Source organism: Martinezella calliandrae, from assembly GCF_030272695.1.
Lineage (GTDB): Bacteria > Pseudomonadota > Alphaproteobacteria > Rhizobiales > Rhizobiaceae > Rhizobium > Rhizobium calliandrae.
Genome location: NZ_JARFYN010000028.1, coordinates 1 through 22698, shown reverse-complemented (window position 1 = coordinate 22698; position 22698 = coordinate 1). Strand labels below are relative to the sequence as shown.

Annotated in this window: 23 protein-coding genes and 1 pseudogene; 15 read left to right on the top strand and 9 right to left on the bottom strand. The window is 60.2% G+C overall.

Annotated elements, in window-relative coordinates; genetic code table 11:
• Positions 1–66 precede the first annotated feature (66 nt).
• Complete coding sequence (locus PY650_RS20520; RefSeq protein ID WP_285881391.1) at positions 67–1467, top strand: MFS transporter; 1401 nt, start codon at positions 67–69, stop codon at positions 1465–1467.
• 107 nt (positions 1468–1574) lie between these two features.
• Here PY650_RS20520 and PY650_RS20515 read toward each other — a convergent pair whose 3' ends face one another.
• Together PY650_RS20515 and PY650_RS20510 are read right to left on the bottom strand one after the other, a co-directional pair.
• Positions 1575–2843, bottom strand: coding sequence for an RNA polymerase sigma factor (locus PY650_RS20515; protein WP_285881390.1), 1269 nt, complete (start codon positions 2841–2843; stop codon positions 1575–1577).
• A 34-nt stretch (positions 2844–2877) separates the two neighbouring features.
• Positions 2878–3273, bottom strand: coding sequence for a YciI family protein (locus PY650_RS20510; RefSeq protein WP_285881389.1), 396 nt, complete (start codon positions 3271–3273; stop codon positions 2878–2880).
• A gap of 386 nt (positions 3274–3659) precedes the next feature.
• Between PY650_RS20510 and PY650_RS20505 the strand changes: the two genes are divergently transcribed.
• Together PY650_RS20505 and PY650_RS20495 are read left to right on the top strand one after the other, a co-directional pair.
• Entirely contained in the window at positions 3660–4037 is a 378-nt protein-coding gene (locus tag PY650_RS20505; protein ID WP_285881388.1) for a VOC family protein, read from the top strand.
• Between the two features lie 340 nt (positions 4038–4377).
• A complete protein-coding gene (locus PY650_RS20495; protein ID WP_285881386.1) occupies positions 4378–5148 on the top strand; it encodes a phosphatase PAP2 family protein in 771 nt (256 codons plus the stop codon).
• Positions 5149–5171: 23 nt separating this feature from the next.
• On the opposite strand, the gene PY650_RS20490 is transcribed toward PY650_RS20495, so the two are convergent.
• On the bottom strand, positions 5172–5702 hold the full coding sequence (locus PY650_RS20490) for a response regulator (protein WP_285881385.1): 531 nt from the start codon (positions 5700–5702) through the stop codon (positions 5172–5174).
• A gap of 147 nt (positions 5703–5849) precedes the next feature.
• Between PY650_RS20490 and PY650_RS20485 the strand changes: the two genes are divergently transcribed.
• Positions 5850–7511 carry a phosphoethanolamine transferase gene (locus PY650_RS20485; RefSeq protein ID WP_285881384.1) on the top strand — a complete coding sequence of 554 codons (1662 nt, stop codon included), beginning with the start codon at positions 5850–5852 and terminating at the stop codon, positions 7509–7511.
• 119 nt (positions 7512–7630) lie between these two features.
• On the opposite strand, the gene PY650_RS20480 is transcribed toward PY650_RS20485, so the two are convergent.
• Positions 7631–8008 carry a cupin domain-containing protein gene (locus PY650_RS20480; protein ID WP_285881383.1) on the bottom strand — a complete coding sequence of 126 codons (378 nt, stop codon included), beginning with the start codon at positions 8006–8008 and terminating at the stop codon, positions 7631–7633.
• Between the two features lie 232 nt (positions 8009–8240).
• Here PY650_RS20480 and PY650_RS20475 point away from each other — a divergent pair, with 232 nt between their 5' ends.
• Positions 8241–9284 carry an LLM class flavin-dependent oxidoreductase gene (locus PY650_RS20475; RefSeq protein ID WP_285881382.1) on the top strand — a complete coding sequence of 348 codons (1044 nt, stop codon included), beginning with the start codon at positions 8241–8243 and terminating at the stop codon, positions 9282–9284.
• Between the two features lie 38 nt (positions 9285–9322).
• On the opposite strand, the gene msrB is transcribed toward PY650_RS20475, so the two are convergent.
• Positions 9323–9811, bottom strand: a complete 489-nt coding sequence (gene msrB / locus PY650_RS20470; protein WP_285881381.1) for a peptide-methionine (R)-S-oxide reductase MsrB — start codon at positions 9809–9811, stop codon at positions 9323–9325.
• 481 nt (positions 9812–10292) lie between these two features.
• On the opposite strand from msrB, the gene PY650_RS20465 reads away from it, so the two are divergent.
• The 7 genes from PY650_RS20465 to PY650_RS20435 all read left to right on the top strand — a co-directional run bounded on the left by PY650_RS20465 (position 10293) and on the right by PY650_RS20435 (position 16988).
• Entirely contained in the window at positions 10293–11192 is a 900-nt protein-coding gene (locus tag PY650_RS20465) for a MurR/RpiR family transcriptional regulator (RefSeq protein ID WP_285881380.1), read from the top strand.
• Positions 11193–11285: 93 nt separating this feature from the next.
• Positions 11286–12290, top strand: coding sequence for an ABC transporter substrate-binding protein (locus tag PY650_RS20460; RefSeq protein WP_285881379.1), 1005 nt, complete (start codon positions 11286–11288; stop codon positions 12288–12290).
• Between the two features lie 16 nt (positions 12291–12306).
• Positions 12307–14109, top strand: coding sequence for an ABC transporter permease (locus tag PY650_RS20455; protein WP_285881378.1), 1803 nt, complete (start codon positions 12307–12309; stop codon positions 14107–14109).
• Positions 14106–15149: an ABC transporter ATP-binding protein gene (locus PY650_RS20450; protein WP_285881377.1), complete on the top strand. Its 1044-nt coding sequence runs from the start codon at positions 14106–14108 to the stop codon at positions 15147–15149. Before PY650_RS20455 ends, PY650_RS20450 begins: the two co-directional genes overlap by 4 nt.
• Before the next feature lie 140 nt (positions 15150–15289).
• Entirely contained in the window at positions 15290–16045 is a 756-nt protein-coding gene (locus tag PY650_RS20445; RefSeq protein WP_285881376.1) for a COG4280 domain-containing protein, read from the top strand.
• Complete coding sequence (locus PY650_RS20440; RefSeq protein WP_285881375.1) at positions 16042–16248, top strand: hypothetical protein; 207 nt, start codon at positions 16042–16044, stop codon at positions 16246–16248. Before PY650_RS20445 ends, PY650_RS20440 begins: the two co-directional genes overlap by 4 nt.
• A gap of 158 nt (positions 16249–16406) precedes the next feature.
• Entirely contained in the window at positions 16407–16988 is a 582-nt protein-coding gene (locus tag PY650_RS20435) for a histidine phosphatase family protein (protein ID WP_285881374.1), read from the top strand.
• 80 nt (positions 16989–17068) lie between these two features.
• Here the strand turns inward: PY650_RS20435 and PY650_RS20430 are convergent, their stop codons facing one another.
• Positions 17069–18004: a phytanoyl-CoA dioxygenase family protein gene (locus tag PY650_RS20430; RefSeq protein WP_285881373.1), complete on the bottom strand. Its 936-nt coding sequence runs from the start codon at positions 18002–18004 to the stop codon at positions 17069–17071.
• Between the two features lie 130 nt (positions 18005–18134).
• Here PY650_RS20430 and PY650_RS20425 point away from each other — a divergent pair, with 130 nt between their 5' ends.
• Positions 18135–18998, top strand: a complete 864-nt coding sequence (locus tag PY650_RS20425; RefSeq protein ID WP_285881372.1) for an AraC family transcriptional regulator — start codon at positions 18135–18137, stop codon at positions 18996–18998.
• Here PY650_RS20425 and pdxR read toward each other — a convergent pair.
• Entirely contained in the window at positions 18988–20415 is a 1428-nt protein-coding gene (gene pdxR / locus PY650_RS20420; protein WP_285881371.1) for a MocR-like pyridoxine biosynthesis transcription factor PdxR, read from the bottom strand. The genes PY650_RS20425 and pdxR overlap by 11 nt on opposite strands.
• A 97-nt stretch (positions 20416–20512) precedes the next feature.
• Here pdxR and PY650_RS20415 point away from each other — a divergent pair, with 97 nt between their 5' ends.
• Entirely contained in the window at positions 20513–21196 is a 684-nt protein-coding gene (locus PY650_RS20415) for a pyridoxamine 5'-phosphate oxidase family protein (protein ID WP_285881370.1), read from the top strand.
• Positions 21197–21230: 34 nt separating this feature from the next.
• Positions 21231–21893, top strand: a complete 663-nt coding sequence (locus tag PY650_RS20410) for a GNAT family N-acetyltransferase (RefSeq protein WP_285881369.1) — start codon at positions 21231–21233, stop codon at positions 21891–21893.
• Positions 21894–21923: 30 nt separating this feature from the next.
• Here PY650_RS20410 and aac(6') read toward each other — a convergent pair whose 3' ends face one another.
• Together aac(6') and PY650_RS20400 are read right to left on the bottom strand one after the other, a co-directional pair.
• The gene (aac(6'), locus tag PY650_RS20405; protein WP_285881368.1) at positions 21924–22361 is read right to left on the bottom strand and encodes an aminoglycoside 6'-N-acetyltransferase; all 438 of its coding nucleotides are present in this window, start codon (positions 22359–22361) and stop codon (positions 21924–21926) included.
• A 41-nt stretch (positions 22362–22402) separates the two neighbouring features.
• Positions 22403–22698 (bottom strand): annotated as a pseudogene (locus tag PY650_RS20400) (hypothetical protein); the annotation flags it as partial.

Sequence of the window (22698 nt, the reverse complement as noted above, 5' to 3'; positions counted from 1 at the left end):
CATTTTCTCGTTCCCTGCCGCCCGCCAACCTCCCGAGAGGCGGCAGCATAGGAAGGAACGTTCCCGATGACTAATTCCAATTCGCGAAGTGGGGCCGGGCTGGCATTGCTGCTGCTTTGCGCCGCCAACTTCCTCGACGCCATGGATGTCTCCACCATCGGCGTAGCCCTGCCCGCAATCCAGACCGAACTCGGCATTCAGGCGACATCGCTGCAATGGGCCGTCAGCGCTTACGTACTTGGCTACGGCGGCTTTCTGCTGCTCGGCGGCCGCGTTGCCGATCTTTTCGGCCACCGTCGTGTCTTCCTTTGGTCGCTCGGCATCTTCGCCGCCGCCAGCATTGCTGGCGGTTTCGTGGACAGCGCGCCAACCCTGATCTGCGCGCGTTTGATCAAGGGCATTGCCGCCGCCTTCACCGCGCCGGCCGCACTCGCTCTGTTGCTGTCCGTGTTCGGAGAAGGCAAAGCCCGCGCCAAGGCGCTCGGCGTGTTCTCCTCCACCGGCGCCGCCGGCTTTGTGCTCGGCATGGTGCTGGGCGGGGCTGCAACGATCATTAGCTGGCGCGCAACGCTGGTCATGGGGGCTCCCGTTGCCATCCTCGCGCTCTTGATTGCGCCCATCGTCCTGCCTTCCGACCATGAGCGAACCGGGCCACGGCCCCATTTCGACTGGGCCGGTGCGCTGACGATCACGCCGGGCCTGCTGTTGTTCGTCTTCGGCATCACCAATGCCGCGGCCGCCGGCTGGCAGGCATTTCCCACTTGGGGAGCACTAATTGCGGCTCTGGTTCTGATTGTGCTTTTCCTGCTGGTCGAGTCCCGTCATAAGGATCCGATGGTGCCGCTTGCCATTTTCCGGCGGGCAAAGCTCAGCCATGCCAATGCCATCGCCGCTCTCTTCCAGGGTGCCTATGTCGGCTTCCAGTTCATCGCGACGCTCTACTATCAGAACGTCGTCGGCTGGTCGGCCTTCGCCACCGGCTTTTCCTTCGCCTTCGGCGGCGTTTGCGTGATGTTCCTCGCACCGCGATTTGCGGCGATCGGCCAAAGTCGCGGCACGACCGGGCTGATGACACTTGGCGTCGGGCTGCAGGCCATCAGCTATATCTTCTGGGTTCTCTCGGTCGGGAACATCAACCCGATCCTGCTCGTCGCCATCTCCCAGATACTGCTAGGCGTCGGTTATGCCATGACCTATCCCTCGGTGCAGGTGGCGGCACTTTCCGATGTCGAAGACGACAAGTCGGGCCTGGCCTCCGGCCTGCTGTTTGCCTCCTTCCAGATCGGCGGCGGCATCGTGCTGGCAGCCGCATCGGCCATTTTTGGAGCGGCACCCAGCGTCGGCTGGAATCCCTATATCGCCGGCACCGCCTTCGTCGCGATATTGGCCGCCGCCATCACGTTGCTGGCAGCCGTGGGCCCGAGAACATCGACAGCGCGCTCGGATGCCTACCAAGCGGCGGAATAGTTGGTGTTTCGAATACCCGCACCGTTTTGAGTGCGGGTATTCGCGATTAGACGGTTTCGATCGCACCAAGCTGATTGTCGCAAGCTGCTATTGCTGGGCGAATACCACTATGACGACATCCTCGCCGACGCGGCGGCACGCCGCATCAGCAAGTCGCGCTCCCGCTGATTTCCGGCAAGTGTGGCGGCCGTTTCGAAAGCGGCTCTCGCCTCCCCGTGGCGAGCCAGTTTCTGGAGCAGGTCGCCGCGAACACTTGGCAGCAAGTGATATCCCCTAAGCGCCGGCTCGTCCGCAAGCTGGTCCACGATCGCCAGCCCCGCTTCCGGCCCTTCCGCCATGCCCACCGCGACGGCGCGATTGAGTTCGATGACCGGCGACGGCACAACCATCGCCAGCTCCCTATAAAACCCGGCAATGCGCGACCAATCGGTCGCATCGGCCGTCCGGGCCTCTGCGTGGCAGGCGACAATGGCTGCCTGCAGGGCATAGGCACCCCCCGCGCCGCCGAGGTCCCTCGCCTGTGCGAGTGCCCGCAGTCCCCGCCGGATCTGTAGCTGATCCCAAAGGGCGCGGTTCTGTTCGAGCAGGAGGATCGGCTCGCCGGCCGCGTCAGTGCGCGCCGCGGTTCGCGAGGCATTCAACTCCATCAGCGCCAGCAGCGCGTGGGCTTCCGGTTCGTGCGGCGCGATAGAGGTGAGGATGCGGCACATACGCAATGCTTCGTTGCAGAGTTGCGGCCGCAGCCAGTCGTCGCCGCGCGCCGCCGTATAGCCCTCATTGAAAATTAGATAGACGACCTCCAGCACGGAAGCGAGCCGCTGCGCCAGCTCCTCGCCGCAGGGTGTCTCATAGGCCAGCCCCGAATCCGAAAGCGCTCGCTTGGCGCGGACAATACGCTGGGCAATCGTCGCCTCCGGCAGCAGAAAAGCTCTGGCGATCTCCTCTGTCGTCAAACCACAGATCATCCGCAACGCCAATGCGACACGAGCCTCCCGCGATAGCAGCGGATGGCAGGCGGTGAAGACGAGACGGAGCAGTTCGTCGCCGATGTCGTCGTCGAGGGCAGCATCTAAGTCGGGCATCGCCTGCTGCTCCTCATCCATCTCGAGGGCGATCATCTGATGCTTGCGCTCAAGCATCTGGCGGCGGCGCAGATGATCGAGCGCCCGGCGCTTGGCGGTCGCCATCAGCCACGCCCCGGGCCTTTCCGGAACGCCCGTCTCGGGCCACCGCTCCAGAGCTGCCAGTAGCGCCTCTTGCGTCAGGTCTTCGGCCAGCGGCACGTCGCGCAGCATCCTTGCCAGGCTGGTGATCAGCCTGGGCTGCTCGATCCGCCAGACGGCCAGGATCGTGCGATGGGCGTTGGCGGCCGTCACGGCCGCCTATCCCCTCTTTCGGCTGCGCGCTTCTTCAAGCAACCGCGACGGCGGCCGAGTGCACTTGGCATGGGTTCATATCCGGCGCAAAGAACGGTCGAACCTCGCACGTGCCCTCCCATCCCGGCATGTGATCTATGTGGAGCTGCATGAATTCGACGGTCAGCGCCAACGCCTCCTCTTTGTCTTGAAATTCGAATATTGCATAGCCGCCAACCACTTCCTTGGCCTCGACGAACGGGCCATCGACGACGACGATCTTGCGGTCCTTGATGCTGACGCGGACTCCAGTTTCTATTGGCATGAGTCCGGCGGTATCGATCATGCGGCCGGCCTTGATCTCGCGATCGACGAGCTTGCCCATGGCTTCCATGAGTTCGGGCGTCGGCATGCCGACCTGAGCGGAAGAGATGATAGACATGAAACGCATATGACTATTCCTTTCGAGGCGAGCCGCTGGCGCCATTGCCACGGAATTGTCTCGCTCAATAGGACGACGAAGCAATCCCTTGGAAATCGACAGGTGCTTTGAAAAAAAGCTGGCCGCACCATTAATCCTATCGATTCCATGCATGCAGGCAACCTACCGAATGCCGCGGGTCGAGGACCTCATGCTTAAGATCTCAAGCTGGCGCCGGGCGCTCTTTCCATGCCCTCTTCCCAGGCACCCTTCCCAGGCACTCTTCATTGACTTCGAACGGTCGTTGAAAGATGGTTGGGACCAACGCCGAAGCCATTGGATCTGGAAGGGATGCCATACCTTCAGCCTTGGCAGGCACGACGCAGCACAAGCGGACAAATGGAGCTTTGCATTTTATGTTCGATCATATCTCGATTGGTGTCAAAAGCCTGGAAAGGGCCCGGCAATTCTATGATGCGGCACTAGCGCCGCTCGGCTATGAGCGTCTGTCGAATTTCGACGGCACGATCGGCTACGGTGAGGAACGGGCGCAATTCTGGGTCATGGAAGTGGAGCGGCCCGTTCCAGCGGATCGCGGCTCCGGGCTGCATTTCTGCTTCGTCGCGCCGAGCCAGGCGGCGGTCGACGCGTTCTACGCGGCCGGGCTTGCCAATGGCGGCGAAGACAACGGCAAGCCGGGCATCCGGCCGGACTACAGCCAATTCTACTACGCGGCCTTTGTCATCGACCCTGACGGCTATCGCCTCGAGGCTTATTTCAAGACCGGAGAGTGACGGCTAGCCAAATCGAGGCAACAATGCCGGTCAGATGCATCTCAAGCCGCCGCCCGGCGGATGCGAACAACTCTTTATAGACATCGAAGAGACCGGCGCAGATTCACCTCAAAAGATAGCCGTTATCGAAGCAAGACTTGGAATTTCCAACGACGAAACCGAGGCCCTTTCCACCCCTCATTGAGAGAACAAACCGTGCTTTCTAAGCAATTGATGTTTTCAGGTTACTGTCAGAATTCTCCCGTAACGAGCGCAACGGAGATCGTCTGCGCACTTCAGCGGGTAGCCGATAGACCCTCCCAACATCCCTAAAAGCGATGACCGAAGACGGCATTTCCTGATGTATGACGACTATGCTGCTTACCCAAAACGAGCGACATCGTTCGGCAAGCCGCTTGCCGCGTTCGTCGTGCTCTTTGCGCTTTGGTGTTTGCTGCTTCTCCTGTTCAACAGGTTTCCCGAGATCGATCTTTCGGTAGCCCGCGGTGTCTTTACGACTGCGCCTTGCACTTCGACCGGCTCGGCGGGCGATGTCTGCGGCAGGTTTGCCTATGACAAAGTTCGACCCTTCGTCTTGCTGCGCAGCATCTCGCTCGTCTTGCCCTATATCGCGATCGTCGTGCTGCTCGCGATCCCGCTTGTCTCCTGGAGGAAACTTGGCGGATCCCATTGGCGCACGCCGAAGGTCGACCAGTGCATGGTGGCGCTGCTGTCATTGGCCATAGGTTGCGGCCTCATCGTCAACCTGGTGCTAAAGGCATATTCCGGCCGACCGCGACCCCGCGATACCAATCTCTTCGGCGGAGCGCTGGATTTTGCTCAGGCGGGCTCATTTGCGGGAAAATGCCTCAGGAATTGCTCTTTCATTTCCGGAGAAGCGTCTTCAGCCGGATGGCTTCTCTGTCTCATCCTCCTGCTGCCGCCGCGCTTGCGTCTTCCTCTGGGGGTGCCGCTGGCCGTTGTGTCGATCATGATGCCGACGATGCGTGTTCTGACCGGCGCCCACTATCTGTCCGATGCGGTGCTGGGCTGGCTTTCGTCATTGGTAATATTTGCGGCCGTATGGACCGTTTTCGAATTCTTCAACTCCAGATCGCTGCGCCACCCTTGAAAGTAGCGTCGCGACTGCGGCGGTCAGCCGGTTTGAGGAAGAATACTCGGCCGGTGCTTCCTTGATTTTCCGGCGCTTGAAGACGTTTTTGCCCTGCGGATACGCGCCGTGAGTTCGCCAAGCGCGAACGGCTTGATGAGATAATCGGTCGCGCCGATGTCCATTCCGGCCATTTGATCCGATAGCTGATCATAGGCGGACATGATGATCACAGGCGTGGAATCGCCCCTCGCCGTCATTTGTTTGAGCAGGTCCAGGCCACTTCCATCCGGCAGGCGAAGATCCAAGAGAACCACGCTGTAAGCTCCGGCGACAACCGCCGCGGTTGCCGACCGAAGGTCCATCGACCAATCAACCGCCCAGCCTTCGGCCAGCAAATGATCCTGAACCGCGTTGCCGATAGTGGCGTTGTCTTCGACAAGCAAAACCCGCACGATTTCTCCCTTATTCCAAGAGTGAAGGTATGAGCGGGATTTCTGACGGCGACCTGAAATCCGTGTGGCTCCACGACGAAAAGCGCAGATAAGGGAAATTGGCTGCCAAACAATCGCCAAACAGCAGTGCAAACGGGAGCGCCATTCAGGTAAATGTCAGGAACGGCGAGCACGGCCCCGCGCTCAAATAGTGAAAGCCGCGTCCAGCACCTGCTGCGGTTTACGGGTTCTCCGACCCGCCTTACAGGAACATTTTGGAGAAAATCTTTGAACGACAATAATATTCAGCCTGGCCGGCAGGTCCGGCCAGCAATTGGCAGTGTTACTCTCTGCTTCATAACCACGCTTTATATCCTTCTCGTGACTAATCAGACGTTTTGGACCAAGGCGTACGGCTATTTTATCGCTGAACAGACCGCCTTTGCCGCCTTTGTGATCGGTATCTCTGTCACGGTCATGGCGCTCCTCACGCTTTTCTCCGCCAAATACGTCACGAAACCGGCCCTTATCTTTTTTGTCCTGGTAGCGTCGGTGTCCTCGTGGTTCAACGATCAGTTCGGCGTCATCATCGACAAGGAAATGATCCGCAATGCGGCGGTATCGACAGGCGCCGAGGCGGGTCATCTGATCACGCTGCGCTTTGCAACGCATGTGCTGCTGACGGGTATTTTGCCGTCTCTGGCGATTGCCTGGGTGCGCATCGTCCATCGCCCCATCGTCAAAAAGCTCCTCTATAACACCGCGGTCATCCTCGCTTGCGTCGCCATCTTCGTGGTTGCCGGCACCAGTTTCTACAGGACCTTCGCCGGCATCGGTCGTGTGCACCGCGACCTGGTGGATACGCTCAACCCGGTTATGCCGATCGCCAACGCCGTCCGCTACGCCGTCGACTCACGAAAGGATTCAAGCATCGTCGCACAGCCTCTCGGCACAGATGCCCACCGGGTCGGCGCGGCCGACAACGGCAAGCCGCGCGTGACGATTATCGTCGCCGGCGAAACCGCCCGTGCCCAGGACTTTTCACTCGGCGGTTATGGCAGGATGACCAATCCGGAATTGGCCAAACAGAATGTCGTTTATTTCCCCAATACCAGCAGTTGCGGAACAGCGACGGCAACCTCGATTCCTTGCCTGTTCTCCGTTTTTGCGCGGGCGCAATATACCCATCTGAAGGGCCTTGAGACGCAGAACCTGCTTGACGTGCTGACCCACGCCAAGGTCGACGTGACTTGGCTGGACAATGATACGGGCAGCTATCACGTTACCGACCGCGTTTCCTACGCCTATCTGCCGACATCGGCCGATCCCCGCTTCTGCAAGGATGGCGAATGCTTGGATGCAATCCTGGTGGACAAGGTCGACAACTGGCTGGACCACGTTAAAGGAGACAGCGTCCTTGTGCTGCACCAGCTCGGCAGTCACGGCCCGGCTTACTTCCAGCGCTATCCCGACGAATACCGCCGCTTCACGCCCGACTGCCGCGCCAATGATTTCGGCAGTTGTACGCCGGAGGAGATTACCAACGCCTATGACAATACGATCCTCTATACGGACCATATCGTTTCGGCGGTGATCGACAAATTGAAGCAGCGCTCAAGTTCGCTGTCCGGCGCAGTCCTATACTTCTCAGATCACGGCGAGTCGCTCGGCGAGAACGGGATCTACCTGCACGGCACGCCTTATATCATCGCCCCGGAGCAGCAGACCCATGTGCCGCTCTTGGTCTGGCTGGCCGACGATCTGGCCAAGACCGGCGGCTATGACATGGCCTGCCTTGCAAAACGGGCCGCTGATGGCACCTATTCACACGACAACATCTTCCACAGCGTCCTCGGCCTGATGGACGTCGCAACGGCGGTTTACGACCCCAGCCTGGATGTGTTTGCCGAATGCCGCCGTCCGCCGAACAAGCTAGCGCAGTTGAATTGACGGCCGGCCAGCCATGAACTCGAATTGCGGTCTTGCCAGAGCAATTCCGGGAAAAGTGCAAAGCGGTTTTCCTGGAACTGCGTAGGAACAAGCTGAGATCGCAATTCGCCCCGCAGCGTTCAAAGCCGGGCCGGCTGACGTATGGTGCGCTCGTTCTCCACATTGCCGGTGTTGAGCGTCGTATTCCTCTCCAGCAGCAAGACCTCACATGTCGGCTCCGCGGTCGGACAATGTTCGACGCCATGCGGCACGATGATGTATTCGCCGGGACCGAGGACGATATCGCCGCCGTTCTCTTTTCGCAGCCTCATGCGCAGCGTGCCTTTGACAACGAGGAACAGCTCATCTTCTTCGTCATGATGATGCCAATGAAAGGCGCCTTCAAGTTTGACGAGTTTGATCTGGAAATCGTTGATATCGCCGCCGATCCGCGGGCTCCAGGTCTCGCTGAGACCCGCAAAGGCCTTTGTGAGATTGACTTTTTTCAGCTCCGGCATGCGCTTCCTCCTTCTTGCGTTGGCAATCGAATGCCAGGAGCACTATTGACGGCGGCTCCACCAAACGCAACGTATCCCGGCGAATTCACGGGCGCTACTCCGCGATCTATTGTTGCCACCATGGCCATATCGAATTCTTCGAACGGTACCTGCGAAACTTTGCGGGTAGTTCCAACCGGAGAACGCAGGTAAATCCCTCCCAAACACAATTGCGATAGGCGATGGAAAAATCATGACGGCAAATATTGTCGAATTCGGACTCGATACTTTCGGCGATGTTACCGACGACGAGAGTGGAAAACCGGAACCCCACGCACAGGTCATCCGTAACGTCATCGAAGAAGGCGTGCTCGCGGACAAGCTCGGGATCGATTTCTTCGGGATCGGCGAACATCATCGCCAGGATTTCGCCGTCTCCTCTCCGGAGATCGTACTGGCGGCGATCGCCGGCCGCACATCACACATTCACCTCGGGTCGGCCGTCACCGTTCTCAGTTCCGATGATCCGATCCGCGTCTTCCAGCGCTTCTCCAGCCTGGACGCGGCGTCGAGCGGGCGCGCCGAGGTGATCCTCGGCCGCGGTTCGTTCACCGAATCCTTCCCCCTGTTTGGTTTCGAGCTGTCGCAATATGAAAAGCTGTTCGAAGAAAAGCTCGACCTATTCGCCGCCCTGCTTGCGAATGAGCCGGTCACCTGGAAGGGAACGATCCGCCCGCCGCTCAGCAATCAACAGGTCTTCCCGACGATCGAAAAGGGCCATCTGAAGACCTGGATCGGCGTCGGCGGAAGTCCGGCTTCGGTCGTGCGGGCTGCGCAATATAACCTGCCGCTGATGCTGGCGATCATCGGCGGCAGCCCCTACCGCTTTCAGCCCTATATCGATCTCTATCACAGGGCGTTCGCGCAATTGGGCGGAACGGCTCAGCCGATCGGCATCCATTCGCCGGGCTATATCGCCGACACTGACGATCAAGCCCGCGACGAATTGTGGCCGAGCTACAAGGCCATGCGTGACCGCATCGGCCGCGAGCGCGGCTGGCCGGCGATGACGCGCGAAGAATTCGAAAGCGAGATCGAACACGGCTCGCTCTATGTCGGCTCGCCGGAAACTGTCGCCGCAAAGCTGGCGCCGGTCATCAAGACGCTCGGCGTCCGCCGCTTCCAGTTAAAATACAGCGCCGGCACGCTCAGTCATCGCAAACTGATGCGCTGCATCGAACTCTACGGCCAGAAAGTGATTCCCGCGGTGCGGGCTAAGATAAACGGCGACACCTGAGGCCCGGCCTCTTTAGCCGAAAACTTCACTTTCGGCGATCAGGCCGAAACCGCGTGGAATGTCATGGCAATGCCGTTGATGCAGTAGCGCAGCCCCGTCGGCTTTGGCCCGTCGGCAAAGACGTGGCCGAGATGGCTGCCGCAGCGGCTGCAATGGACCGCCGTGCGTACGATACCGAAGGAATGGTCCTCAGTCGTGCCGACCGCGCCGGCTATCGGCGCCCAGAAGCTCGGCCAGCCGGTGCCGCTGTCAAATTTCGTGCTCGAGGAGAAGACATCCTGCTGGCAGCCGGCACAGGCGAAATTACCCTTGCGTTCTTCATGCAGCAGCGCGCTGGAAAAAGGATATTCTGTTCCCTCGCCACGCAGAACGTCATACTGCTCCGACGTCAGCAGCTTGCGCCATTCTTCATCGGTATGGGTGACGGCAAATTTCTCTGTCGCAACGGCCGGTCCCGATGCCAAACCAAGTCGGGTAGCGACCGCGCCGAGGCCGGCCGCGATGAGAAGCAAACGTCTGTTCAACATCCTTGGAACCTCCCTAAAGGGGGACGATCATCTGTCCGGTAGATAATACGGCACGGACGAGGATTTTGTTACATATAGGTGCGTGAAGCACTGAAACGTGAAGGCGGATCGGCTTTGCGCGCCACTCTAGGAGCCGGTAGAAAAAGCAGGTGCGCCCGCTTGGCATCTGCGTAGAGCGGCCCACCCCTGTTGACGGCAAGGTCAATTCGTTGACAACATTTCGACCAAACCCCTGCGCCGGACGGTGGCGGTTATAGTCAGCCAAAAGCGACATGTGGCCCTCAATCGTTATATACAATGAAATATTACGGTAACGGCTAAACGGCAGGCGAACAAGGATTTGCCGATAATTTTCTCGAAATCGCCAGGCTGCCTCTGCGGCGAGCAATATCGTTGCCGTCTCGTCGCTGTCATGCTCATGTAACAAACGTTACCTATATGGCAATTGGTAGCATTTACTACGTACGGACCAGCAACCAGCATGACAACAGATACTCAGCCGCAGGCGACATTCGACGCTCAGATTCTCGCCGTGCTTGAGGACCTTGCGCCCGCTGAACAACGCGTGGCCCGTTTCTTCGTCGATCAGAAGCAGATGGTGCTGTTGAGTTCAGCCGCACAGATCGCCCAGCTTGCCGGCGCCAGCGATGCGACCGTTGTGCGTACCGCACGCGCGCTTGGCTTCGAAAGCCTCTCGGCGCTTCGCGCGGCCATGCTCTCGGAACTGACGGGGACGTCGTCGCCCGGCAATCGCCTGGAACGAACTCTCGCGGAGACGGGCGGCGATGCCGCCGGCGCCCTCCACCATGTCATCGGCATCCACGAGAGCGTGCTTGACGTTTTGCGGCGTCCGGAGATTGCCGCAAGCTTTGCGCGCGCAATCGATATTCTGGCGGGCGCAACGAGGCGTCATGTCTTCGGCATCGGCCCCTCCGGCGCTATGGCAGATTATGCCAGCCTACAATTCAATCGCATCGGACTGCCGACCAGCGCGCTCTCCGCATCGGGCGTTGGCTTGGCGGACCGCCTTCTCTGGCTCGGCAAGGGCGATGCCGTTCTGATGATGGCCTATGCGCCGCTTTACCGCGAGGTCGAGGTCGTGCTCGACCAGGCCGCCCGGCATGACGTGCCGGTGATCCTCATCAGTGACAATCTCGGCCCGCTGGTCGCCGACAAGGTGGCGGAAATTATCCCCATTCCACGCGGCAAGGCCGATCATCTGGCGATGCATGGCGGCACCATGGTGCTGATCGAAGCCATGATTGTCGGCCTGGCAGGCCGTTGCCAGGAAGCTGCCTTCGACAGCCTCGACCAACTCAGTGTCCTGCGCGGCTCCATCGACAAGGCATGGAGAAAGCGCGGCACGAAGAAAAAGAAATAATAAATAAATCATCAACATACACAAAAAATTCAAAGAAGAACGATAGTATAAATTAACAGAAATTCATCCTTTCTAACAATACGGGAGAAAGAAATGCTTACTAAGACTATAGCTGGGCTTGCGTTTGGCGTTGCGGTGACGTGCGCGGCCGCTCCGGCCTTTGCCGCAGACCTGGTCCTTTACGACGCACTCGATTTCAGCGGCAAGGTTGCCAAGGCTTTCGAAGCCAAGACCGGCCTCAAGGTCGATGTCGTTGAGCCGGGCAGCACCGGCGAAGTGCTTGGCAAGATTGCGGCGGAAGGCAACAATCCGCAATTCGACATCGTCTGGCTGGACGGCTCGGCCGTGATGGAGCGCATGGCGGCAGATCGCGTCCTGCAGCCGATCCCGGCTGATATCTATGACAAGGCCGCCTTCACCGATTTCGGCAAGTCGCTGATCCCGGCAAGCCATGCCTTCCTGCCGACCGGCGCAAGCACGACGGCTTTGGAAGTCAACACCAAAAAAGTTGCCGCCGACAAGACGCCGAAATCCTGGGCCGATCTCACGCAATTCGCCGGCAAAGTCGCCGCCAAGGATCCGAACCTCTCGGGCCCGGCCTACCAGTGGCTCGCAGGCTTCTTCCAGACGAACGGCACCGACGCCGGCAAGGATCTGCTCGGCAAAGTGCTGACGACGAAGTCGCTCTCGGGTCTTTCCAGCGGCGGCAAGGTCAATACAGCCGTGCTGACCGGTAATGCCTCCGTCGGCATCAATCAGGACAGCGCCATTTTCGCCAAGATCGCCAGCGGCGAACCGGTGATCGCCGTCTACCCGGCCGAGGGTTCGATTGCCTTGCCGCAGGGTCTCGGCATCAGCGCTAAGACGACACATATGGATGCCGCCCGGAAATTCATCGATTTCGTGACCAGTGCTGAAGGCCAAGCCGTCATGCAGGACGGCGACGATACCGACTTCTTCTTCATGCCCATCATTGCGGGCGTCAAGGCAAAGCCCGGCCGCAAGACCGAAGTCGCCTTCGTCCATCTCGACGACAAGGTTGCTTCCGCGCACGAGACCGAATGGAAACAATGGTACAAGGATCACTTCGTCCCATGATCGAACGGAGCTCATGATGACCGTTTTGCATCATGAAGGAGCCGCAGCATTCGCCTGCGGCTCCAGCAGTAGACGCTTGTCGCCGAATGGATTGCTGCCTCTCCTTGGCCGCCTCGGCGGGGCGATTGCCATTTACGTCGTGTTCTTCCTGCTGATCGGGCTACCCCTGGCACTTGTGCTGATCCAGGCCGTTATGCCGCGGCTGTTCGACGTTCAAGCCGGCAGCACCGCCTTCAGTCTGGAGCCGCTGGCGCATGCCTTCTCCTCGCCGCGCATCCTTCAGTCGATCCTGAATTCGTTGGAGCTGGCCGCAACCGTAGCCTTGACGACCACCGCCCTTGGCGGCGTCTTCGCAGTCCTCGTAAAGCGATGCAATGTACCCTTGCGCGGCTTTATTGCCGTCACGCCCTGGCTGGTATTCCTGACGCCCTCCTATCTCAAGGCGCTGGCCTGGGTGCTGTTGATGTCGTCCGGCGGCTATCTGGCGCAGCTCGGCGTTCTGCCGCAGGCTTGGAGCGAAGCCTTCTTTGGGCTTGAAGGCCTGGTCTTCGTCCACACGCTCGGCCTTTTCCCGCTGGCGAGCTTCATCATCGCCAGCGCGCTTGCCGGACTCGGCAGCGAACTCGAGGATGCGGCGCGGCTCTACGGCTCGTCTCCGTTGAGGATATGGCTGCGGATCAATGGCCCCCTGCTCGCGCCGGCCATCGCGCTCAGCATCATCGCCACCTTCGCAGAGGTCCTGTCGGATTTTGGGCTAGCCTCGACCATTGCCCGAACCTCGAACTTCGGCGTGCTGACCTACGGCATCTATTCCGCGACCAGCGATTATCCCGTCGACTTTGCTTCGGCAGGCGCCCAGGCGTTGATCCTGCTTGCTTTGGTCCTGCTCGTGGTGCTTGCCGACCGAATGCTTCGCCACCGGGCTGATCCTCGCCTGATCTCCGGGAGAGCGCGGCCCGCTAACAGGTACGAGCTTGGTCTCTGGCGCTGGCCCGTAACCATCGCAGCGCTCGCCGTCGTCTTCCTTGCGCTGATCCTGCCATTGGTCGCGGTCGCCATACGGGCACTGAGCCAGACCCTCGGCCAGGGCCTGGACTGGAGCAACTTCACACTGGTCAACGTCCAGACGGCGTTGAGCCTCGGTACAGCGGCAAACCAGGGTCTGATGCGCAGCCTCGGCTATGCCGGCCTGACGGCGATCATCGCCAGCGCGATCGCCCTGCTGCTTGCAGCTAGGCTCGACCGCTCCAATTCGCTCATGCGCACGATCACCGTCGGCCTGTCGCTCGGCGCAGTCGCAATTCCCGGCATCGTGCTCGGTTTCGGCTACATTCTTGTCTGGAACCGCCTGCCTGGCTTCCGCGACTGGCCGTTTCCACATTACGGCGACGGCTCACTGCTGGTGACCGGCTATGTCGCGGCCGCCTTACCCTATTGCCTCGTCGTCATCCTTTCGGCCATCGGCCAGCTGGCGCCAAGCCTCACCGATGCAGCGCGACTGCAGGGCGTCGGAGCTACACGTCGCCTGCTTGCCATCACCTTGCCGCTGGTTTTCCTGAGCGTTGTGACGGCCTTCCTCCTGACCTTCATCCGCACCGTTTTCGAGCTGCCGATGTCACAAATGCTTATCCCGCTGAGCGGCCCGGCTGCCCCGACGCTGATCCTCAAACTGTTCAGCCATGATCAAGACGGCCTCGCCTGCGCCATAGCTTTGCTGGCGATGACCGTTGCCGGCGGCGGCGCGGCTATAGCGTGGATGCTGGTGCGGCGCCTCATGCCGACCCGCAGCCGCATTACCAGGGGAGACAATGTAAAATGACCGCTTCGCTGGACTGCACCGGCATCTGCAAATTGCTCGGCGGCCGCCCTGTGCTCAACAATCTCGATCTGAAAATAGCCGCTGGCGAGGTCGTATCGTTGCTCGGCGCTAGTGGATCGGGAAAAACGACGCTGCTGCGCATCATTGCCGGGCTGATCAATCCCGACAGTGGCATCGTCAAGTTCGACGATAAGGTCGTCTGGAGCCGGCAATCCGCCGTGCCGCCGGAAAAGCGCCGTGTCGGCATGGTGTTCCAGGATTATGCGCTCTGGCCGCATATGACCGTATCCCAGAACCTGTCCTTCGGACTGCAATCACAACGCCTATCCGAAACGGAAGTCGCTGTGCGCCTGGATCACGCCCTCGAGGTCACACGCCTGACCGCCTATTGCAACCGCTATCCGGCGGAACTCTCCGGCGGCCAGCAGCAGCGCGTAGCGATCGCCCGCTGCCTTGCCGCCCGGCCCGCACTGATGCTGTTTGACGAGCCGCTCAGCAACCTCGATGCTGCGCTGCGCGAAGACATGAGGGTAGAGATGATGGAGCTGGTACGCCGCGAAGCCACCACCGTGATTTATGTCACCCACGACCAGGCCGAGGCCATGGCCGTGTCCGATCGCATCGCCGTCATGCGCTCCGGCGTCATCGCGCAGTTCGACACGCCGCAGGCTATCTATGAAGCTCCGGCGGACGCGTTCGTTGCCAGCTTCATCGGTGGCTTCTCGATCGTTCCGGGGGAGGCGCGCGACGGTCGATTTAAGATCGAGAATGCTCCGATCGAAGCTTTGCGTACGGCAGGTGCCCAAAGTGGCCGCGCCCTCCTGGTCGTTCGGCCGGAAGATGCGCGGCCATCCGATGCCTATCCCGACAACCTGCTTCAGGGTATTGTCCAGTCCAGCGCTTTCCAGGGGCGTTGCTGGCGCTTAATGATCGATATCGGGCCGCATCGCATCCGGCTTGACTGGCCGCAAGCCATGCCCGCCGGCGCAGCGTTGGTCTTCTCCTTGCCGCCCGAACGCTGCGTGGTCCTTGCCGCTTAGAGCATTCCGCTTTCAGGTGGAAACAACTGAAAGCGGATAAGATGTGCGCTCTGGAGCATGATCTTATCCGAGAAGTATGAGCGGCTTTCGGATAAGGTCATGCAATATCAAAAACCTATCCTCTATTCAGGATTCATTGCATGAACAGTCTCACACCCATCATCTCCACCATAACAGCCTCCTTCCTCGGCTCCTTCGTCGAAGTCGTGGAAGCTTTCACCATCGTCCTCGCCGTCGGGGTCACGCGGAGCTGGCGTCCGGCGCTGACGGGTGCCGCGCTGGCGCTCGCCGTGCTTGCCGCCCTCGTTTTGATCTTTGGGCCGCTTCTGGCGCTGGTGCCGATCACTGTGCTGCAGTTCGTCGTCGGCGTTCTCCTGATCCTTTTCGGTATGCGCTGGCTGCGCAAAGCCATTCTGCGCTCGCTCGGAGTCATAGCCTTGCACGACGAGGAAGCCGCCTTCTCCAAGGAGACGGCTGCGCTTCGGCAACAATCCGAAGACCGGCGCGCCGACTATCTCGCCGGTCTCGCATCCTTCAAGGCGGTACTTTTAGAGGGCGTCGAGGTGGTCTTCATCGTCATCGCCGTCGGCGGTGCCCATGGCTTGACGCTCTTTGCCGGCCTCGGCGCTCTGGCCGCCTTCATCCTCGTCATGCTGATCGGCCTGATGGTTCATCGCCCCCTCGCTACCGTACCCGAAAATACGCTCAAATTTGTCGTCGGGCTGATGTTGACCAGTTTCGGCATCTTCTGGACCGGTGAAGGCCTCGGCGCGGACTGGCCGGGTGCCGATCTTGCGCTTATCGCCATCTTCGCAATCGTTTCCCTGGCGTCATTCATCATCATCCGCAGCCTGCGCGGCTCCGTCGGCAATTCCACAGCAAAGGCAGCCCAATGAACGTTATCCGTATCGCCATATCCGAACTCATCGGCATGTTCGTCGACGACGGCAGTCTTGCAGCCTTCTCGCTGATACTGGTCATCGTCGTCGCCGGTGCGATCAAGCTTCTCGCATTGCCGCCGCTCGTCGGCGGTCTGCTGTTGTTGCTCGGTTGCCTTGCCATTCTCGTGTACAGCGTTCGCCGTGCCGTGAAACGATGACGTAAATTTTCCCTACAAACCACCGGGTCGCCGGGTGCCGAGGTTTCCATTGCTGCAGGCCGCCAGCCAGGCGTGAACAATAGCGATCGTCCCTCGACAGAGCGTCTCGCAGATGCGAAGAATCGTCGGAAGTTTCAGCGCGATTGAGAGGCGTCCAAATGAGCAGTTCGCATCCAGAAATCTACCTGGTTCGGCATGGACAGACGGAATGGAGCCTGTCCGGCCGGCATACCGGGCGAACCGACATCCCCCTGACATTAGCCGGTGAAGAAGCCGCCCGCAAAGTCGCCGGCCGCCTCCCCGCCATCGATTTCGCAGCCGTCTGGTCGAGCCCCTCGCAGCGCGCCAAGAGCACCAGCGCGCTGGCAGGCTTCGGCGAGACGCGTGTCATCAAGGAGGATCTGGCGGAGTGGGATTACGGCGCATACGAGGGCGTCACCACCAAGGAAATCCTGGTTCAGCGTCCCGGCTGGCAACTGTTTCGCGACGGATGTCCCAATGGCGAAACGGCGGCCGATGTCGGAGCGAGAGCTGACCGGATCATCAGCCAGCTCCGGGATGTGAACGGCAGCGCTCTGATCTTCTCTAGCGCGCATTTCCTGAGGGTCTTCGCCGCCCGCTGGCTCGACCTGCCGCCGCAAGGCGGCGCAAACTTCGTGCTCGACACCACCAGTATCAGCGTTCTTGGCTATGAACACGACCTCTCCGAACCGGTCATCCGCCGCTGGAACCAGGTCTAACGGATCGTCGTGGCTTCGGTCGTCGACGGACAGAAATCGAGCGGCAACAAGGCCGCTCGATCAAAGTTTCGCAACCACTTTTACCAGGCAGTCAGCCCGAGCAGCTTTTCGCCGAGCGGCGTCAGAACGGCCGTCGTCGCATTGTGCTTTTCCCACTCGCGGGGATCGCCGGGAAACGCCTCGCGCTTCGGATGATCGCGCTCCCGCCATAAGCGAATGCGCTCCTCACGCTCGGCGACATTGTCGAACTCGGCCGGATGCATCGAGATATACTGCGCCATGCGGACGCGATTTTCGGCATGGTTTGGCCGTACGCCATGGGCAAGCAGTGAATTGAAGATCATCAGATCGCCGGGCTCCATGTCGACGTTGACGACCGAGAGGCCGGCCATGGCGGGGTGCATCGGGTCCCGGTCTGCGGGCTGCGTCTTCTCCCATTCCTCAAACTGCTCGAACAACGCCGGCACGCACTGAAAACCGCCGACATCGCCGTCCTGCTTCTTCAAGCTCAAAACGCCCTGAACGCCTATCGGCAGGGGACGAAGGGATGTGTCGACATCCCAGTGAATGAAGCCGTTCGGATTGCCTTTGATCTTCTTCGGCGGATTGAGATTGGCGCGATCGATCGTCACCCACAGGTCTTCGCGGTCCCAAATATCGACGAAGGCGCCATAGATGCGCGGCTCCATGCGATTGTCCCAAAGATACTGATGGTTATAGATCTCCAACATGCCGGTGTTGTTGAGCTCCTTCATCTTATGCTCGCGACGTTGCGGCGCATACCAGGTCGATGGGTCGTTCGGGTCTTTCTCGTCGAAGGCCCAAAGCACCTCTGCAAGCCTCTCGACATTCGCAGGAGGGACGGCCTGCCGTACGATCACGTAACCTTTGGTGATCCAATGCCGCCAGTCTTGCTGTGAGAGAACCCGCAGTGGCAACGTCTTCTTTATGTCCTTCAGCTGCGTCATGGTCGAAGAAGCGGTTGGATGCGCGTCCCGTTTCAAACCTTGCTGCATATGCGTCTCCCATCTCGTTGATCCCTGCCATTTCAGGTGCCCCAACAATAATGGGATGTGGGTCGGTCGTGTTGCTTGGCTCTGGCCTTTTCTGATACTATTCTGGCTTCAATATTGATCTAGACGCCCGATGAGACCTTATCTTGAAATTTTGCCACAGTCGCCGGAAACGTCATGGAGCATGCTGAACCGGCGGCTCGACGATGTCATCCCCTTCCAATGGCATCATCATCCCGAATTCGAACTCACGCTCACGCTGAACTCGATCGGGCAGCGTTTCATCGGTGATCATAGCGGCGACTATGGCGACGGCGATCTCGTGCTCGTCGGCCCTAACCTGCCGCATACATGGGCCTCACGCGCAAAGATCGATGAGCATAAGCCGCATGTTGCTCTTGTCTTTTGGTTCCATCGCGAGTGGCTGTTGCAGATATCGGGCGGTGCTGTCGAATTTCGGCCGATCGAGGCGTTGCTGATGCGAGCCGATAACGGCGTGCAATTTTCGAAAGAGATCGCTGCTGCTGTACGGGTGGAGTTCGAGGCAGTTTTTGAAAAACCGCCGGTCGAACGTCTGCTGTCGCTTTTGAGCATCCTCGTCAGGATCGCCGGTGACAGGCAGGCAACGCCACTTGCGAGCGCGCCGGGCCAATCCCAGGAAGTGAGAGAGAGCCGGGAACGCATCGACCGTGTGCTGACACACATGCATCTCAACTATGTGCGCCCCATCAGCCTGGACGAATTGGCCGATATCGCCGCACTCAGTGTTTCCGGTCTACATCGGATGTTCCGCCGCCACACCGGCACCGCGATTTCCGATTACCTGATGCGCATGCGTATTGGCGATGCCTGCGCTCGCCTCTCCTCCACCAATCAAGCGGTTCATCATATCAGCGATGCCGTCGGCTATAATTCCATCGCCAATTTCAACAGGCAGTTCAAAACCCTGAAGGGCATGACGCCGCGACAGTATAGGCGATTGTTCGTCAGGCAGTGACGACTGGAAATCGAATCAGCTTGGCAATCTTTGCCACCGCGACGTCCGCTGCCTCGGGTTGCATGCGCGCGATTCCGAACAACAGTCCGGGCCTTGCCGGCCCAAGATGCAGGGCGGACATGGCGCGAAGTGCGAAACCCTGGACATTGATCTTCTGAACTGTCGCCCGGTCATCGATGCCTGTGTCCCGGAACCAGGCAGCCAGTTGTAGCCCGCCGGTGCCCTCGCCGATCTCGAGCCGGTCTTCGCAATGACGGCGCAACGCGAAAACAACAGCCGCCATGCGAGCAGCATAGATCGCATTCATCTGTCTTAGATGCGCGCGAAAACGGCCTTCGCGAATGAAATCGGCGAGAGCTGCCTGAATATGGATCGGCACGACGGCTCCCCGCAACCGCTGCGCGGCCGCGGTCTCGGACACGAGCCGGGATGGCACGACCGCGTAGGCGACGCGCAGGCCGGGCGCGAGCGTTTTCGAGAAAGTGCCGAGATAGACGACCACTTCGCCTCGATCGATGCCTTGCAGCGCAGCAATCGGACGTGACGCGTACTGGAATTCGCTGTCATAGTCGTCTTCCAGCACCACCGAGCCATTGGCACGAGCGAATTCGAGCAGAGCCAGGCGGCGCGGCAGGCTCATCGTCACGCCGGTCGGATATTGGTGGGAGGGCGTGACATAGATCAGGCGCGGCGGCGGACCCGCAGCCTTGGTAACATCGATGCCCGCCTCGTCGCAGGGCACCGGCACGAGATCCGCACCTGCCAGCCGCAGCAAAGCCTGCGCCGTCCCATAGCCTGGCTCCTCCATCCAAGCGACCGTCCCCTCCGGACGATCGGGCCGCAACAGGACGCGCGCCAAAAGATCGATGGCGGCTCCTGTCGAGGGAACGATGAGGACTTGTTCGGGGTGGGCGATCACGCCGCGCGTGGCGGAAATATGCTCGAGGATTGCCTCGCGGAGATCGCGAATGCCGCTATGCGCACCATAGCCGAGGTCATGCACCCGCAGCGAACGGCCCCGAGTGCCGAGGCAACGCGCCCAGGCGGCATGCGGGAAAGCTGCAACATCCGGTACGCCGGGCTCGAAGAGCCCGCCCGCGCCGGTCTCGATCGCTGGCACCGGGCTCAGTGGTGTCGGCGCGGCTTGCCCCTGTAACCGCGGCGTGGCGAATGCGGCGACACGGGTTGCAGCACCCGTCGTCGATTGCAGATAACCCTCGGCTTTCAGCCGCTCATAGGCGTTGACAACGGTGGAGCGCGCGACGCCGATCGAGACCGCCAGCCGCCTTGTCGACGGCAATCGTTGGCCCGGCGGCATTTGCCCTTGGAGAATGCGGTCGCGCATCAAGCGATATACTTGGCCCTCCAGGTCGCCTGCGGCCCGATCGAGCGCTGGCCATTGCGCAACAGAATCCATGATACGCCCTCAACTGGTCTGCTATAAATAGAAAAACTGGCTATTTATAACCTACCTCTTTGGCAGCAAAGATCAAAAGAATATCGATGAGGGAACCATGGCCGATCTTTACCCGCCGCAAGCCGACGACTATCCGACCACCGAACGCTCGCGCGTGCGGCGCGAACATCATCGCGGTAGTCATGCCCGTGCCGATGTCTATGCGGTTTTGGACGCCACGCCGCTCTGTCACGTCGGCTATGTCATCAATGGCGCCCCATATGTGACGCCCACGCTGCACTGGCGCGAAGGCGACCACGTCTATTGGCACGGCTCCGCCGCAAGCCGCTTTCTGCGTGCAGCAGAGGATATGCCCGTCTGTCTCACCTGCAGCATCCTGGACGGCTATGTGCTCGCCCGTTCCGCCTTCAACCATTCGGTCAACTACCGTTCCGCCATGGTGTTCGGAACGGCCCGCCTGCTGGAGGACGCCGAGGAAAAGGCCGAGGCACTGCACCGCTTCGTCGAAAACCTGTTTCCTGGCCGCTGGGATAGCTTGCGGCCGATGACAGGCCAGGAGGTGAAAGCAACGTCAGTGTTACGGTTGGAAATCGAGGAGGCGACAGCCAAGGTCCGCAACGGCCCGCCAGGCGATAGCGACGAGGCGGAAATTCCCGTCTGGGCGGGCGTCCTGCCGGTGCGCAGTCATCTGGTTTCGGCAGAAGCTGCACCCGGATTGCCTGATGGGATAGAGCTACCCGAACCGCTCGCTGCGCTGATAAAATCGGGCCGGATTCGATAGATTGCCTTCGCATTTGATACCAAAGGACTTTGATATGGACCTCACGAATTGGAACGGCGTGCCGCGCCCGGAAAGGATCACCCTGGAAGGCCGCTATGTCCGGCTTGAGCCGCTCGACGTGGCGCGCCATGGCGCTGATCTCTATAACTCGGCGCAAGCGCCCGGCGGCGAAGATCGCTTCCGCTATCTGTTCGAGGATGCACCGGCCAATCTTGCCGCCTTCACGCCCTGGCTTGAAAAGGCCGCTGCCAGCACCGATCCCCTGTTCTTCGCCACGATCGACGAGCGGACCGGCAAGGCCGAAGGCCGGCAGGCGTTAATGCGCATCGATCCCGTGCATGGCGTTATCGAGATCGGCAGCATTCTCTGGGGGCCCGCCATCGCCCGCAGCCGCGTTACCACCGAAACGCTCTATCTCTTCGCCACCTATGTGTTCGACACGCTCGGCTACCGCCGCTTCGAGTGGAAATGCCACAATCTCAACGAACCGTCGAAGCGTGCCGCTGAGCGTTTCGGCTTCACATTTGAAGGCATTTTCCGCCAGCACATGGTCGCCAAGGGCAGGAATCGCGACACCGCCTGGTTCGCGATCATCGACGCCGACTGGCCGCGCCTGAAGGCCGGTTACGAGAGATGGCTGTCCCCTGAGAATTTCGACGAGGCCGGGCAGCAGAAGAGCAAGCTGACGTTTGAATGAGACCTCGGCCTCTCGGCATAGGTTCTGATCCTAAAGTGGCTTTCGAAAATACACGACGCGTTTGGTTTCCTCGAAACCCAATGCGGCGTGGAATGCGTGGCTTTCCACGTTGTCGAGCAGCGCATCCGAGCCAAATTCACGGCAGCCGGCAGCGCGTCCCCAGGCCGCAACCATGCGGCAGAGCGATCGCGCGATGCCCTGCCGCCGGTGCTCCGGCAGCACATAGATGCCCTCCAGGAAAAGCACGGGAGACGTCTCGCAGCCGTTGACATAGTCGTGCCGGAGCGTCGCCTCCGCAAACCCCACGACGTCATCCTGCTCGCTAGCAAGGTAGGCAATGGCGCCTTTCCTCGAGAGAAATTCAGTGAGCTCGGTGCAATGGTATTCGGCCGAGCTTTCCGGCCAGAGTTCGGCCCGCAGACGCGACCATCCATTCAGATGTTCGAAATTCGCTTCTTCTATCCGCATGATGTTCGTCTATTCTCTAATGAATTGGAAATCGGAGATACTCAACCATACAAAGCCATTGTCGGCCCAATGACCGGCGGCGCCTTCGCTACTTCGCAGAACTCCCGCCAGACAAACAATGTCAGCTCGGCGCCATCGGTTTCCGGCTCGGCCGTCGGTCTGCCAAAGGAGAACCGCTCTCCAGAACCTAAACAAACCAGTGCATAGCTGATTAAAGCTACGCCGCCGCCTTGTTGTGTGGTTCCTGCTTCCCGCGCAAGTCCACGACTTGTCGCATCGAGGCTCGTTTCACGCGGGGCTTGCGTCCGGCGCCAGAGCGTTCCTCTCCACAGGCTGA

Coding starts and splice junctions, on each gene's coding strand:
- PY650_RS20520 (WP_285881391.1), top strand. CDS start 67: ATGACTAATTCCAATTCGCGAAGTGGGGCCGGGCTGGCATTGCTGCTG.
- PY650_RS20510 (WP_285881389.1), bottom strand. CDS start 3,273: ATGCGTTTCATGTCTATCATCTCTTCCGCTCAGGTCGGCATGCCGACG.
- PY650_RS20505 (WP_285881388.1), top strand. CDS start 3,660: ATGTTCGATCATATCTCGATTGGTGTCAAAAGCCTGGAAAGGGCCCGG.
- PY650_RS20495 (WP_285881386.1), top strand. CDS start 4,378: ATGTATGACGACTATGCTGCTTACCCAAAACGAGCGACATCGTTCGGC.
- PY650_RS20480 (WP_285881383.1), bottom strand. CDS start 8,008: ATGCCGGAGCTGAAAAAAGTCAATCTCACAAAGGCCTTTGCGGGTCTC.
- PY650_RS20475 (WP_285881382.1), top strand. CDS start 8,241: ATGACGGCAAATATTGTCGAATTCGGACTCGATACTTTCGGCGATGTT.
- msrB (WP_285881381.1), bottom strand. CDS start 9,811: ATGTTGAACAGACGTTTGCTTCTCATCGCGGCCGGCCTCGGCGCGGTC.
- PY650_RS20465 (WP_285881380.1), top strand. CDS start 10,293: ATGACAACAGATACTCAGCCGCAGGCGACATTCGACGCTCAGATTCTC.
- PY650_RS20460 (WP_285881379.1), top strand. CDS start 11,286: ATGCTTACTAAGACTATAGCTGGGCTTGCGTTTGGCGTTGCGGTGACG.
- PY650_RS20455 (WP_285881378.1), top strand. CDS start 12,307: ATGACCGTTTTGCATCATGAAGGAGCCGCAGCATTCGCCTGCGGCTCC.
- PY650_RS20450 (WP_285881377.1), top strand. CDS start 14,106: ATGACCGCTTCGCTGGACTGCACCGGCATCTGCAAATTGCTCGGCGGC.
- PY650_RS20445 (WP_285881376.1), top strand. CDS start 15,290: ATGAACAGTCTCACACCCATCATCTCCACCATAACAGCCTCCTTCCTC.
- PY650_RS20440 (WP_285881375.1), top strand. CDS start 16,042: ATGAACGTTATCCGTATCGCCATATCCGAACTCATCGGCATGTTCGTC.
- PY650_RS20435 (WP_285881374.1), top strand. CDS start 16,407: ATGAGCAGTTCGCATCCAGAAATCTACCTGGTTCGGCATGGACAGACG.
- PY650_RS20430 (WP_285881373.1), bottom strand. CDS start 18,004: ATGCAGCAAGGTTTGAAACGGGACGCGCATCCAACCGCTTCTTCGACC.
- PY650_RS20425 (WP_285881372.1), top strand. CDS start 18,135: ATGAGACCTTATCTTGAAATTTTGCCACAGTCGCCGGAAACGTCATGG.
- pdxR (WP_285881371.1), bottom strand. CDS start 20,415: ATGGATTCTGTTGCGCAATGGCCAGCGCTCGATCGGGCCGCAGGCGAC.
- PY650_RS20415 (WP_285881370.1), top strand. CDS start 20,513: ATGGCCGATCTTTACCCGCCGCAAGCCGACGACTATCCGACCACCGAA.
- PY650_RS20410 (WP_285881369.1), top strand. CDS start 21,231: ATGGACCTCACGAATTGGAACGGCGTGCCGCGCCCGGAAAGGATCACC.